Raw genomic sequence first — 12943 nt, forward strand, 5'->3', positions numbered from 1 at the left:
AGAATTTACGAAAAAATTGCAGCCTTTTTATGATTAATTAAGAGGATTTTTTGCGATAATGTATTAAGGAATTAGGTTTAATTCCTGTTTAACCAACTCACTTAAACTGCAATCAGCTTGAGGACCTGAAAGAGAATGTTTTAGTTGTTTAAGACGAGTAATCATGCGATTAATGGTGTCATTATCTGTCAATAATTGAGTTAGCATTCGGCTTAATTCTCTCGCATTGCAATCATACTGTAATAATTCCGGTACAACCATTTCATTTTTTAATAAATTACATAGGCCGAGGTATTTCACACGAATTACTTTAGTAGCAGCAATGTAACTAAGCAAAGAGGCTTTATAAATGATACACATGGGCTTTTCTAATAAAGCACATTCTAAAGAAGCTGTACCCGAGGCAACAACAACACAATCACTGCAGGCGACTACATCTGTTGCTTTACCAAGTATAAACGATATCTGTAGATTGCTGTTATTAAAATAAGAAGTCACAAATTCCGGTTTTAAACTCCCTGCAATGGGGAGAACAAAATGTAAATTCTCATGTTCTTGACTTAGTATCTTGGCAGTTTTTATTAATACAGGAAGATGTTTTTCTATCTCATTATTCCTGCTGCCTGGTAGCATGGCAATAAGACGTTTATTCGTTGGTAATCCTAAATTGGTGCGCGTTTTTTCTGCGTCTAGGCAAGGGCTTATTTTCTCAACCAGCGGATGACCTACAAAAGATACAGGGACACCGGCTTTTTGATAAATATCTCTCTCGAAAGGTAGAATAACGGCCATTCTATCAATATTGGCGCGAATAGTTTCAATGCGATTCGGCTTCCAGGCCCAGATTTGAGGGCTGATGTAATATAAAATGCGAATACCTAATTCTTGCTTGGCAAATTTAGCCAAACGCAAGTTAAAGCCAGGATAGTCAACCAAAATAAGTAAGTCAGGTTTGGTTGCCTGCAGATGCAGCTTAATCGCGTTAAAGGCTTTTTTTATTACTTTTAAATGGCGTACAACTTCAGTTAAACCAGTAACTCCAAAACGTGCCAAATCACTAATGAGATGAACACCGGCTTCTTGCATATGGCGTCCCCCAATCCCGCTAATCTCAAGATTAGGATTTTCTGCAAGGAGCTGATGCACCAGGTTCGCGGCATGTTTGTCACCTGATTCTTCACCAGCAATAATAACAATCTTTTTATTAGATGGCATTGCGTAGCGTTAAGTTATTGTGAATTAAAGAGGTAATTTTAGCAGCCACTTCCAAGGCATCGCGTCCATCCTCACCTGTAACCAATGGTACTGTATTCTGTTGAATACAATCTACAAATGCCTTGATTTCCTCGAATAATGCATCACCTTTTTCAAATACGGATTGGTGTCTGGTAATTTCAGGGATACCTGGGAACATTTCTCCCTCTCCCTTTTGAAAAACGGCAAATTGTTTATTTTGATAATCAATCGAAATGTAAGAATTAGGTTGAAAAATTCTTGTTTTTCTTTCGGTTTTAAAACTAATGCGGCTGGCTGTGACATTCGCTACACAATGATTTTCAAATGTTAATCTGGCGTTAGCTATGTCGATTGATTTCGACAAAATAGGGGCGCCTTGAGCATCAATATTGACAATTGGACTTTTGACAATGGCTTGAATCAAATCAATGTCATGAATCATTAAATCAAGAATCACATTCACATCAGTCCCTCGCGGATTAAATGGTGCCAGACGTTGTGATTCGATGAAAAGAGGATGTTCAAGGTGAGCATCAAGCGCTAAACGAGCCGCATTAAAACGTTCTAAATGACCAACTTGCAACTTGACCTGATGTTGCTTTGCCAAAGCGATTAATCCATTCGCCTGCTCAACAGTTTCTGTAATTGGTTTTTCAATTAATACATGAATACCATTTGCAAGACATTCTTTTGCTATTTCATAATGTCTGCTAGTAGTTGCAGCAATACTGACCGCATCAACTTTACCAAATAGTTCGCGGTAATCGAAAAAAGCAGGAACATTAAGTTCTCTTGAGACGTTTTCACATGCTTCTTTGTTAACATCGCACACAGCAATTAATTCAACATGAGGGAGCATTTGATATTTTTGAGCATGAAAACGGCCTAAATAGCCTACTCCGATAACAGCGCATTTTAACATAGTCATAAGCACAACATTGGTAATAATTTGTGCGAATGATCGCATTTCCCCAGTGATAAATCAATTAAATTCAATATTCCTGAGTATTGATTATCACCGTAAGGCAAAGTTTTTAATACCGGTAAAAATAGGTAGCTAACTTAACAAGCATTAATGGGTAACGATTTAAAAACTTGTTCTAAAACGCAGTAATTCATCATTTAAGCCAGGTTTTATTTTCAAAAAAACAAAAAAGGTTAATAATTAATCTATAAGTCCAAATTATCTGCTTCCCCCCATTTTTTAGATGCTAAATCGAATTTAAATGGGTATTATCACTTCTTTTAGGAAAAGTAGGAGCTTAAGCAGTGGATAGATTGATAGCTGGCGTTGATGAGGTTGGGCGTGGTCCATTGGCAGGCCCTGTTGTCACCGCGGCAGTTATTTTGCATAAACCCATTGAGGGCGTTATGGATTCAAAAAAGCTCACTCCTTTAAAACGTCAACAACTTGCTGCCAAAATTAAACAAGAAGCTTATTGCTTTGCTTATGGACGTGCAGAAGTCGAAGAAATTGAACAACTAAACATCCATTTTGCAACTTTATTAGCAATGAAAAGAGCCATTGAGGCATTGCCAGTTCAACCAGATGAAATTTTAGTTGATGGTATTTTTGTTCCTCAGGTAGTAATACCTTGCAAAGCAATCATTGACGGTGATGGTTTAATTCCTGTCATTGGAGCTGCATCAATTTTAGCCAAAGTATTACGTGATCAAGAAATGGAGGAGTTAGATTTAGTCTATCCCGGTTACGGCTTTGCAGCCCATAAAGGATATGCAACAGAAAAGCATCGGAATGCGTTACTGGAATTAGGTCCTTGTGCTATTCACCGTAAAAGTTTTGCACCTGTTTCAGGACTTTTAGCAGCAGAAAACCTAGGTTAAACATAGATTTCAACTAGGTTCGGTTGCGGAGCCCAGCATTGGTATAGCAATTTATCTAGAATTATTGAGCTTAACGGCTCAACCTACGCTTGCTTTTCTTTAAATCCATGTCATTCCCCGCAGGTGGGAATCCATCCCCCCAAACAGGGTAAAGAATTATGCCTGCGCGGGAATGACACACATACAATGCCTCTATCAACTGCACAATTTAAAAATTACTATTGAATAAAATTCGATGTGAACTAATCGACATGAGGATGCCAAAACTGGTTAAGAAGGTAACCATAGCCGTGCCACCATAACTAACTAATGGCAAAGGAATCCCCACAACAGGTAAGATACCCATGACCATCCCAATATTTACAAATGCCGAGAGAAAAAATGTCATGGATAAGCTTGCAGCCAATAGACGTGTAAAGCTTGTTTGAGCATTTCTTGCGATATAAAGGCCACGCAAAGAAATGAGAATAATTAAAATAATTAGAATGCTACTACCAACAAAACCAAACTCTTCTCCACTCACAGCAAAAATGAAATCAGTTGCATGTTCAGGTAAAAAATTTAAGTGAGATTGACTACCTTCGAGCCAACCCTTACCAAAGGCACCCCCTGAACCAATAGCGATCTTTGATTGGATAATATGATATCCCGAGCCTAGGGGATCATGTTCTGGGTTGAGTAAAGTAAAGATTCGTTGTTTTTGGTAGTCATGCATGAAATGCCACACTAAAGGGATTGAACATCCGATTATTACAGTCAGACTCAGTAAAATTTGTATGCTAATTCCTGCAAGAAAAACAACGCTCAAACCAGAGGCAATGACCATAATAGCTGTACCTAAATCTGGTTGCTTTGCAATCAATAAGGCTGGAAAAAATATAATGACACCTGCAATGATCAATGATTTTAAATCGATAGGGAGCGATTTACGATCAAAATACCAAGCGGTCATCATGGGTATCGCCAGCTTCATGATTTCAGAAGGTTGAAAGCGAAATAATCCTAAATCTAGCCATCGCTGCGCGCCTTTACCAATTTTTCCCATGAGCATAACGGCAATAAGCAAGCCTAAGCCTATGCCGTAGATCCAAGGTGTCCATGTTTTGTATTTATGAGGTGGAATGACGGCAAAAATCATCATAATTCCCAATGCAAAAACAAGGCGCATTGATTGACGAAAGACCATACTGATATTTTGATTAGATGCGCTATAAAGAATTAACATGCCAAAGACAATTAAAGTCAGCAGGAAACCTAAAAGAGGTAGATCAATATGAATTGACTTGGTGGTAAACCGATAAACGGGTCTTACAGAACGTGCTTTCATGGTTTTTCTTCACTTTTTTTCAATTCAAAGTAAGTATCCAAAACTTTACGTGCTACAAAAGAAGCCGCAACATCATTTTCAACAATGACGGCAATTGCAATTTCAGGATTTTCAACAGGTGCAAAGGCAATAAATAGTGAGTTATCTCGTAAATATTCAGGAATATCTTCATAACGTGCCTTTTCATACTGACGGCCACCAAAAACTTGCGCTGTTCCAGTTTTAGCCGCAACAGAGTAGGGAGCATTGCGACCAAAACGATAACCTGTTCCTTCGTTGCTGGTAATCACCGCCTGCATACCTTCAGCAACAATGCCCCAATAACTGTCATCCTTAAGACGCATAGGATATTCTTCCAAAACTTGGTACTCGTGGGTTTCGCCCTTATCACTCTGAACAGACTTTTGTAATAAATGTGGACGAAAACGCCTGCCTTGTTGGCTTAAAGATGCGGTAGCATTAGCCAATTGCAAAGGTGAAACCAACATAAAACCTTGACCAATGGAAGTAATTACCGTGTCACCAGGATACCAGGAAACACCCTTAGTTTGGGCTTTCCAATGCTTGTTAGGGACTAAACCTGCTGCTTCTTCGTTGAGATCAACATGCGTCAATTGACCAAAACCAAATTGCACCAACATATCTTCAATAGCTGCAATTCCCATTTTATGCCCTAATTGATAAAAATAAGTATCACAAGACACGGTAATCGCTCGTTTTAAATTGATTACTCCATGGCCTGTTTTCTTCCAATCACGATAGGCATGGCTTACACCTGGCAAGCGAAACCATCCTGGATCATAAATACTGTAGTGCGCATCCACAACGCCTTTTTCCAAGCCCGCTAATCCCATAAAAGGTTTGATTGTTGAGGCAGGAGGGTACAAACCTCTCACTGCTCTGTTATAGAGAGGTCTATCTTTGGCGGTAGCAAGTTTTTGATATTCACCTGCAGTAATACCATTAACGAAAATATTGGGATCAAAGCTCGGAGAGCTAACCATGGCGAGTATTTCACCATTACGAGTGTTCATAGCAACGACTGCCCCACGTTTGTCCTGCAATGCCTGGTATGCTGCTCTTTGGAGACGTGAGTCAATCGTTAAATAAAGTTTTTCACCTGAAACGGGATTTTGCTTGTTAAGAACACGTATTGTCCTACCACTAACGTCAATCTCTACTTGTTGATAGCCGACTTCGCCATGAAGAATATCTTCGTAAAATTTCTCAATACCAGATTTACCAATAAAGTTAGTGGCGCGATAGTTAGTCGGGTCAACCTGGCGTAATTCTTGAACGTTAATGCGTCCTACATAGCCAAGAATATGAGCCGTTTCCTCCCCTAAAGGATAAAAACGCATTAATCGTGCTTTGATGCTAACGCCAGGAAAACGATATTGATTACTGGCAAAAACTGCAACTTCCTCTTGCGTTAATTTGAGTTTTAGCGGAATTGGAACAAAGGAGCGATTTTGTTTGCGAGCTTTATTAAAATTATCAATGTCTTCATCTGTGATGGAGGGAAGTAATTTTTTTAGTTCATCTAAAGTGTGGGATGTGTTTTTTATGCGTTCAGGAATGATTTCTAAAACATAAACAGGAATATTTTCAGCCAGAACCACACCATTTTTATCAAGAATTATTCCTCTTGGTGGGGCAATGGGAATAATATTCATTTGATTTTTAAGCGATAAAGTTTGATACCGAGTAAATTGTGCTATTTGCAGATAGGCGAGACGGAAAAAAAGAATAAACGACAATAAAATAATAATAGCTACCAGCAAATTTAATCGAAAGCGTTGTAGGTGTGAATCCACACGGTCATGTCTTACAGATCTGTTTGAACGCATATTAAATTGCTATAAAATAGAAGAACAAAACAACACATCTTAACGTAAAATTTCATCGATGGTAAGGGTGATTATGAAGAATAGACCAAGCTCTATAAAGTGCTTCGAGTAAAATAATCCTTACTAAAGGATGTGGAAGCGTTAATTTCGATAAAGACCACCGTTCATGGCTTTTATTCAAAATTTCTGGAGCTAAACCTTCTGGACCACCAATGATAAAACATAAATGACTCGCAATATTTTGCAGTTGTTCAATTTTTTGCGCTAAATTTTCACTATCAAAAGTCTCACCTTTCATATCTAATGCAATAATTCTTGCTCCTTGGGGAATGGCGCCAGCGATTAGACCTGCTTCTTTATCCAAAATCCGAGCTAAATCACTGGGCTTACCGCGTTTAGCTAAAGGAATTTCAATTAAATTAAAATTGGCATACTCCTGCAGGCGCTTCGAGAACTCAGAAACTGCTTCTATAACCCAAGGTGGCATTTTATTACCACATGCAAGTAGTGTAATTTTAAGCATCGTATTTTATTTATTGGGATTTTGCCAAAGGCCTTCTAAATTATAAAAGGAGCGAATATCTGCTTGCATAACGTGTAAAACGAAATCACCAAAATCAACTAAAACCCATTCGCCGGTTTCCAAGCCGTTTTGGCTCAAGGGGGATAGGCCCTCAGCTTTCATTTTTTCAATAACCAGTTCAGCAATCGCTTTAACATGACGTGACGAACGTCCACTACAAATAATCATGTAGTCAGTTACTGAAGTTTGTTGTGTCACATTAATGGTAACGATATCAATTGCTTGATTGTCATCCAGGGCTTTAACAAGCTGCTTTAAAAGTAATGGTTGCTCAGACATAGCGAGTAGGAATCTTCTTTAAAAGGGGGGGATAATAGCAGTAAATGATAAAACTCTCAAAGGATCTAAGTAGAATAGCGCGACTACTTATTAAAAAATAAACTGTTATTACCAAAAAGAACTTACTCCAAAAAAATAACATATGGTGTCATTTTCACGGATACGGGAGTCTATCTATCCTATTAATTCCTTTATTTGCCTGGAAAATTGTCCCGTCTACGCGGGAGCGACGTTAATTTTAGATCAAAATGTACTATTGCAATTAATGGTGATTATTAAAAAATCTAATATATAAAAGTGATGATATTTCTGACTTTGACAGTTTATTGCTTTAAAAATTTTTGCAGTTCATCGCAAAAAATATCGATTTCGCTTTCAGTGTTGTAATAGTGCACTGAGGCACGTGCTAAGGCTGGCAAGTTTCTTTTTGCCATATCCAGGCGCGCGTACTCTTGGAAAGAAATAGAAATATTGATTTTTTTAGTTGCTAAATATTGCTGAATTTCTTCCGGGGATTTATCAGGCGATGAAAATGTTACTATACCGCACTTATTTTTACCCAAATCTTGTAACTTCACACAATCGATCTCTTCTAATTTCTGGCGTAGTTTATTTGCCAATTGTTGAATTCGATGCCACGTATGGAGGATGCCGAGTTGCAGGGCATAGTGAATTGCTTCACTTAATCCTATTTTGGCTGCAATATTCTGTTCCCAAGTTTCAAAGCGAAGGGCATCATCTTGTAAAATGTAAGTATTATCTGCAGTCCATATTGCTGAATGAAGATCGATAAAAGGAGGGTTACACTGTTGAATAATCTCCTTGCTTACATATAAAAAACCAGTGCCTCGTGGACCGCGTAAATATTTACGACCTGTCGCACACAGAAAATCACATCTTAGCGTTTTAACGTCAATGGGCATTTGCCCGACTGATTGTGTTGCATCAAGAAGATAAGGAATTTGGAACTCATTTGCTAGCTTTCCTATCTCGTGTGCTGGATTAATTAAGCCACCTTGTGTCGGAACATGGGTAATGGCAATCAATTTCACCTTTTCATTAATTTTCTTTCTGAGATCATCTAAATCTAATTGTCCAAATTCATCATTGTCAATGACATCAATAATGACTCCAGTTTTTTTGGCACGGTGTAAAAAGGCCAAATAATTGCTAGCATACTCGCTAACGGCAGTTAATATTCTGTCACCTGGTTTAAATTGAAGGCTATAAAATGCCATATCCCATGCTCTTGTGGCATTTTCAAGGAAAGCAATCTCGCTCGGACTGCAGTTAATTAATGAAGAAGCATTGTCATAAAATTGCTGTATTTTATCAGAGGCCATTTTAGCTGCTTCGTAACCACCGTTTATTAACTCCAAATCAAGATGGTTTTTTACTGCATTATACACAGCGATGGGCGGCAGAGAGGAACCTGCATTATTGAAATGCAGAACATGGTGACAACCGGGAGTTTCATCTCTCAACTGCTCAATAATTAATTGTTTCATCTCATATCCTGGAAGTAGTAAAGAAGTCTATAATATTGTTCAATGAGTGATATTAAGTTTAAGATATTAGAAGATGTCCTTAAATATTTTTTATGGAGCAAAATTTTTAAATTAAAATTGCTAGACTTATAAAGAACCTCATTCAGGAAGAACATCATGTATAAATTTATCAGGTTCCTTTTCGCTCTCTCCCTTACTGCAATTTTTGGATGCGCTTATGCATCATCCGTCGATTTGAAAAACTTAATCAAAGTGACCAATGATAACAATCCTAAATGTGTTATCTATTATCATTACAAAAATGATTTATATTGCAGTCCTACTGCCTCAGGACAAGATAAGCCTGATCCACAAATTGTTACCTATGAAAAACAAAAAATTATTTTTGATAATCGACCCTGGCAAACAGCCTGGGGAAAGCAGACTAACAATATTACCACAGTAGAGTATGTGCCAGCGGGGGATAATGTGGAGGATTGGTATGAGTTAATTACCAGCCAGTTTATTCCCGGAATTCAGAAAAAAACAACTCCTTTGCAATTTAGCGAAGAAATCCTCTATTCGCTAAACCGCTCAGGATTTAAACCGGAAGTCACTTATTTTGAAAAATCTCCTAATCGAGTTCTTTTTGAGTTTCGCATTACCAGCCCGAAAAATATGGCACAGGATGAGTTGCAGTTAGTTACAAAAGGGGAAAAGGGATTTTATGTACTTCATTATGTTATCAAAGAACCTGATATGGGAATGTCCAATAGAAACAAATGGTTAGAGAATTTAAAAAAGAGCAGTCCGCTAGAGCAAAATGAGTAACTCATTTCATAATGAGTTACTCATTTTGGGCCTGAGTTTATTCGCATAGTTTCTGCAATCGCTTACTCATTTCTTCTTCCGAAACATCTTCAATGTGAGTCGCAATATGCCATGTGTGTCCAAAAGGATCTTCTAACGAGCCGCTACGATCACCATAAAATTGATTTTCAATTTTTCTAACTATTTTGGCGCCGTGGTTAACGGCTTTTTCAGCAGTGGCATCTACATCTTTCACATAGAGGTGAATGCCAACAGGAGAACCACCAAATGCCTTGGGGCTTTTTGCATTTGATTCAGGACATTCATCTGCAAGCATGAATTTTGATTCGCCAATGGTTAATTCTGCATGGCCGACTCTCTTATCCGGACTTTCCATACGCATCACTTCTTTAGCCCCAAAAACATTTTTATAAAACTCAATGGCTTTCACACCATCTGTAACAACTAAATAAGGGGTAATTGTTGCATAACCCTCTGGTAAATATGAAATTTCTTCATTCATGGTTTGTTCCTTCAGTAGTTAATATCCCTTTTAATTAAAACATGTCCTAGTATTCTGTTGATTGTTCAAGTGTCCCTGAGCGCTTGAACATAGCTAAAAGAGCAGCGCTTCCTGCTAAACCTATAGTTGATAATATCATTGGCAATACTGCGCCAGCTTGGGCAATGACCCCAGTAAAGATGGATGTAAGTCCAAAGCAAAGTGCCGAAATGGAACCAGTTACCCCCATGACCCACCCTTGTTCGTTTTCATTGACCTGGTTGGAGAAAATTGTCAAAAGAACCGAATAGGCAACAGAGAGGCTCATACCGATGCACAAAGTTGCTACCCAGGCAACCCATTGTATTTGAATCATAACGGTAAAAAATACACTTGTGGCAGTGAGCAATAGAGTCATAATAACAATAGAGTCATAGTTATAACGTTTGGTGCAATAGTTGACAATATAACCACAGCCAATACTAAAGCCCAGGCCCAATACAGCAAGAAAGAAAGAATTTGCTAATGCTGAGTAATGATAGGTTTGGAATAGATAGAATGAAATGAATGAAAAGTAATTCGACCAACCAAAAATCATGATTAACAAAACCAGAGAATATTGCTCTATTGACGGATGTTTAAAAGCAGAAATAAAAATATTGATGGCATGATGCCATTTAATTTTTATTTTATTATGAGCTTTAGTAAATGTTTCTGAGAAAAACCAATGAAGTAAAAAGGCATTGATTAATGACAACAAAGCAGCAAAATAAAGAGGAGTTTGAAAGTTAAACCAACTTATCAGGCGATTATCAGACAAAAGTCCACCAAAGATAGGGCCAAAAACAAAACCTAAAGAAACTGCTAATAAAATGAGTCCGATATTTCTTGCTTTATTCTCTTCGGTACTTACATCCACAATTGCTGCCTGCGCTATTGGCTGACTGCCTGAAGTAAATCCTGCAATAATTCGTCCTAAAAGCAGAAGCCAAAAACTAGAAATGGCAATCGCAATTGCAGAGAGTAAATAACCTAAAAAAGAGCCGATTAAACAAATCATTAACGATTTTTTTCTACCCACATTATCAGATAAATCGCCTAAGATTGCTGCGCCAAAAAACCAGCAGATCATAAAAATACCTATAGTTAAGCCATAATAAAAGTCACGCAGCCCCACGCTAATTGTTGGGGATAAAAAACCTGATTGTGGTTCAACTAAAATTGTATTTAATATTGGAAATAATAATCCTAATCCCATTCCATCAATAAATAATACCAAGAATAAAGGAAGGATTGATTTGGAGGACTTAGAGTGAGTCATGGTGATAACCTAAAATGCAGTGGGTGAATAATGTCATATCTGTATTTAAGCGTCAATTTTTGGAAAAAAAACCGACAATACTTTTAATTATCCCGAATGTAAGTGAAGAGAACTTTTGGGTTACAATTCGGGTAACCGTCAATTTAAGATTTTATTGTGTTCGGCTCATCACTATCAGTCTTGCTTAGCAGCGATTTAATAACTTTATTTAGGATGATACAAATAAAAGTGGCTGCTAAAAGAATGTATAAGAGGTGAGTAAATGTATGCGTGTAATGCGCCTTCAGCTGCAAAATAGAAAGCTCTTCAGGTTTAACCGCAGTGAGTGTAGCCAATTTCCCAGATAAAAAAGCACCAATTCCTAAAGAGACGAAAAATATGCCCATCATGGTACTAACCTTTTTACGACTGGCGAGCACTGTAATTGCTGATAAACCTACTGGGGATAGCAATAACTCCGCAATTGAAATCATTAAATAGGCAGGAATGAAATAAAGTGGAGACAGCAAGGTTGTTCCATGGCTACTTTTTGAAACTAACATAATCAATACATAAGCCAGAGTAATAAAAATCATAGAAAGAATAAATTTATTTCCCGTTTTAATGCCGCTGTGCGTGGAGTCAAGTTGAGGACGGCTACGGGAGAGAAAATAGCCAAAAATGATCATTCCGATACTCTGAATACTCACGTAGTAGGGTGGTGGAAATAATATCCCGAAAAGTTTTGGCTCAACTACTCTTGAAATAAACAAGGTTAGCGATAAAAACATTTGAAAATAAAAGGCCCAAAACATAACCGAGATAATACATAGGAGGCCAATAACAATGGTTTGTCTTGCCTGCTTGGGAGTCTCTCTTTTAATAACATCAATCAAATAAATAAAACATAAAAGAATAACCACCGCGAAAGTAATATCAGCTAATGAAGGATAATGAAGAATAGTGAAGGAAGCTATCCATAGTAAAAACATTATAAAAAAAGCTTTAATAGCTTTTGGAGGAGTTAATTCGGAAGGGTGATAGTCTGCAATTTTATAACGATGAACCCCAAAAAGAAAAACAAAAAAGGCAATGACCATTCCCAATGCAGCGCTTGCAAAGGCAATGGACCAACCAAAATGATAATGTAGCAAGCTTGGAAGGGTCGTTCCGAGAATAATCCCGGTGGTTATGCCCATATAAAAAATGGTAAAACCGCTTTCTCTGCGAGGTGAGCCTTCATGATACTCATTACCTAAGAGGGAGGATATGTTAGGTTTTAATAATCCAGTTCCTACAGCGATTCCTGCCAGAGCTGCAGTAAGCGCATTATCTGACGCTATCAGGAAAAGAGACAAATAACTAAAAAATAAAAAAACTGCACCGACTAAAATAGCTCTTTTTTGGCCTAGTAAATGATCGGCAATCCAACCACCAATCACCGGTGAAAGATAAGTTAGCGCAGTAAAGGTGCCAACTAGGGCATACACGCGCTCATCTTGCCATTTGAAGTGAAACGCCAGATAGAGTGCTAGTAATGTTTGTACTACATAAAAGCCATATCGCTCCCACATTTCAGTTGCAAAAAAAATACCTAGAGACGGTGGATGCTTTGCTTGTAGATTGTTCAAGATAAGGCTCTAAATTTTTTAAAACATCCCTCCAGTTTACCATGTTGATGGTTCCTTTGACAGTATGGCTTGTCATTTAGTCATTTCCGCCAG

At 37.8% G+C, this 12943-nt stretch carries 12 protein-coding genes; 2 read left to right on the forward strand and 10 right to left on the reverse strand.

Annotated elements, in window-relative coordinates:
* Window positions 1-63 precede the first annotated feature (63 nt).
* Both lpxB and PXX05_RS05235 read right to left on the reverse strand, forming a co-directional pair.
* The gene (lpxB, locus tag PXX05_RS05230) at window positions 64-1215 is read right to left on the reverse strand and encodes a lipid-A-disaccharide synthase (protein ID WP_275090009.1); all 1152 of its coding nucleotides are present in this window, start codon (window positions 1213-1215) and stop codon (window positions 64-66) included.
* Window positions 1205-2164: a Gfo/Idh/MocA family protein gene (locus PXX05_RS05235; RefSeq protein ID WP_275090010.1), complete on the reverse strand. Its 960-nt coding sequence runs from the start codon at window positions 2162-2164 to the stop codon at window positions 1205-1207. Before PXX05_RS05235 ends, lpxB begins: the two co-directional genes overlap by 11 nt.
* 341 nt (window positions 2165-2505) lie before the next feature.
* On the opposite strand from PXX05_RS05235, the gene rnhB reads away from it, so the two are divergent.
* On the forward strand, window positions 2506-3081 hold the full coding sequence (gene rnhB / locus PXX05_RS05240) for a ribonuclease HII (RefSeq protein WP_275090011.1): 576 nt from the start codon (window positions 2506-2508) through the stop codon (window positions 3079-3081).
* Between the two features lie 208 nt (window positions 3082-3289).
* Here rnhB and rodA read toward each other — a convergent pair whose 3' ends face one another.
* The 5 genes from rodA to PXX05_RS05265 all read right to left on the reverse strand — a co-directional run bounded on the left by rodA (window position 3290) and on the right by PXX05_RS05265 (window position 8628).
* The gene (rodA, locus tag PXX05_RS05245; protein ID WP_275090012.1) at window positions 3290-4408 is read right to left on the reverse strand and encodes a rod shape-determining protein RodA; all 1119 of its coding nucleotides are present in this window, start codon (window positions 4406-4408) and stop codon (window positions 3290-3292) included.
* Complete coding sequence (gene mrdA, locus PXX05_RS05250; RefSeq protein ID WP_275090013.1) at window positions 4405-6258, reverse strand: penicillin-binding protein 2; 1854 nt, start codon at window positions 6256-6258, stop codon at window positions 4405-4407. The genes rodA and mrdA overlap by 4 nt, the downstream gene beginning before the upstream one ends.
* 52 nt (window positions 6259-6310) lie before the next feature.
* Complete coding sequence (rlmH, locus tag PXX05_RS05255) at window positions 6311-6781, reverse strand: 23S rRNA (pseudouridine(1915)-N(3))-methyltransferase RlmH (protein ID WP_275090014.1); 471 nt, start codon at window positions 6779-6781, stop codon at window positions 6311-6313.
* Window positions 6782-6787: 6 nt separating this feature from the next.
* Entirely contained in the window at window positions 6788-7120 is a 333-nt protein-coding gene (gene rsfS / locus PXX05_RS05260; RefSeq protein ID WP_275090015.1) for a ribosome silencing factor, read from the reverse strand.
* Between the two features lie 323 nt (window positions 7121-7443).
* A complete protein-coding gene (locus tag PXX05_RS05265; RefSeq protein WP_275090016.1) occupies window positions 7444-8628 on the reverse strand; it encodes an aminotransferase class V-fold PLP-dependent enzyme in 1185 nt (394 codons plus the stop codon).
* Window positions 8629-8784: 156 nt separating this feature from the next.
* On the opposite strand from PXX05_RS05265, the gene PXX05_RS05270 reads away from it, so the two are divergent.
* Entirely contained in the window at window positions 8785-9438 is a 654-nt protein-coding gene (locus tag PXX05_RS05270) for a hypothetical protein (protein ID WP_275090017.1), read from the forward strand.
* A 37-nt stretch (window positions 9439-9475) separates the two neighbouring features.
* Here the strand turns inward: PXX05_RS05270 and PXX05_RS05275 are convergent, their stop codons facing one another.
* From PXX05_RS05275 to PXX05_RS05285, 3 genes are all read right to left on the reverse strand, one after another.
* Complete coding sequence (locus PXX05_RS05275) at window positions 9476-9940, reverse strand: VOC family protein (protein ID WP_275090018.1); 465 nt, start codon at window positions 9938-9940, stop codon at window positions 9476-9478.
* Between the two features lie 46 nt (window positions 9941-9986).
* Window positions 9987-11240 (reverse strand): MFS transporter, encoded by a 1254-nt coding sequence (locus tag PXX05_RS05280; protein ID WP_275090019.1) that lies wholly within the window; start codon window positions 11238-11240, stop codon window positions 9987-9989.
* 143 nt (window positions 11241-11383) lie between these two features.
* On the reverse strand, window positions 11384-12793 hold the full coding sequence (locus PXX05_RS05285) for a peptide MFS transporter (RefSeq protein ID WP_275090466.1): 1410 nt from the start codon (window positions 12791-12793) through the stop codon (window positions 11384-11386).
* Between the last annotated feature and the right edge of the window lie 150 nt (window positions 12794-12943).

This window comes from Legionella cardiaca (assembly GCF_029026145.1).
Classification (GTDB): domain Bacteria; phylum Pseudomonadota; class Gammaproteobacteria; order Legionellales; family Legionellaceae; genus Tatlockia; species Tatlockia cardiaca.

Bases quoted from the DNA above. Each gene is read 5' to 3' on its own strand.
- lpxB (WP_275090009.1), bottom strand. From the start codon at position 1,215: ATGCCATCTAATAAAAAGATTGTTATTATTGCTGGTGAAGAATCAGGT.
- PXX05_RS05235 (WP_275090010.1), bottom strand. From the start codon at position 2,164: ATGACTATGTTAAAATGCGCTGTTATCGGAGTAGGCTATTTAGGCCGT.
- rodA (WP_275090012.1), bottom strand. From the start codon at position 4,408: ATGAAAGCACGTTCTGTAAGACCCGTTTATCGGTTTACCACCAAGTCA.
- mrdA (WP_275090013.1), bottom strand. From the start codon at position 6,258: ATGCGTTCAAACAGATCTGTAAGACATGACCGTGTGGATTCACACCTA.
- rlmH (WP_275090014.1), bottom strand. From the start codon at position 6,781: ATGCTTAAAATTACACTACTTGCATGTGGTAATAAAATGCCACCTTGG.
- rsfS (WP_275090015.1), bottom strand. From the start codon at position 7,120: ATGTCTGAGCAACCATTACTTTTAAAGCAGCTTGTTAAAGCCCTGGAT.
- PXX05_RS05265 (WP_275090016.1), bottom strand. From the start codon at position 8,628: ATGAAACAATTAATTATTGAGCAGTTGAGAGATGAAACTCCCGGTTGT.
- PXX05_RS05270 (WP_275090017.1), top strand. From the start codon at position 8,785: ATGTATAAATTTATCAGGTTCCTTTTCGCTCTCTCCCTTACTGCAATT.
- PXX05_RS05275 (WP_275090018.1), bottom strand. From the start codon at position 9,940: ATGAATGAAGAAATTTCATATTTACCAGAGGGTTATGCAACAATTACC.
- PXX05_RS05280 (WP_275090019.1), bottom strand. From the start codon at position 11,240: ATGACTCACTCTAAGTCCTCCAAATCAATCCTTCCTTTATTCTTGGTA.
- PXX05_RS05285 (WP_275090466.1), bottom strand. From the start codon at position 12,793: ATGTGGGAGCGATATGGCTTTTATGTAGTACAAACATTACTAGCACTC.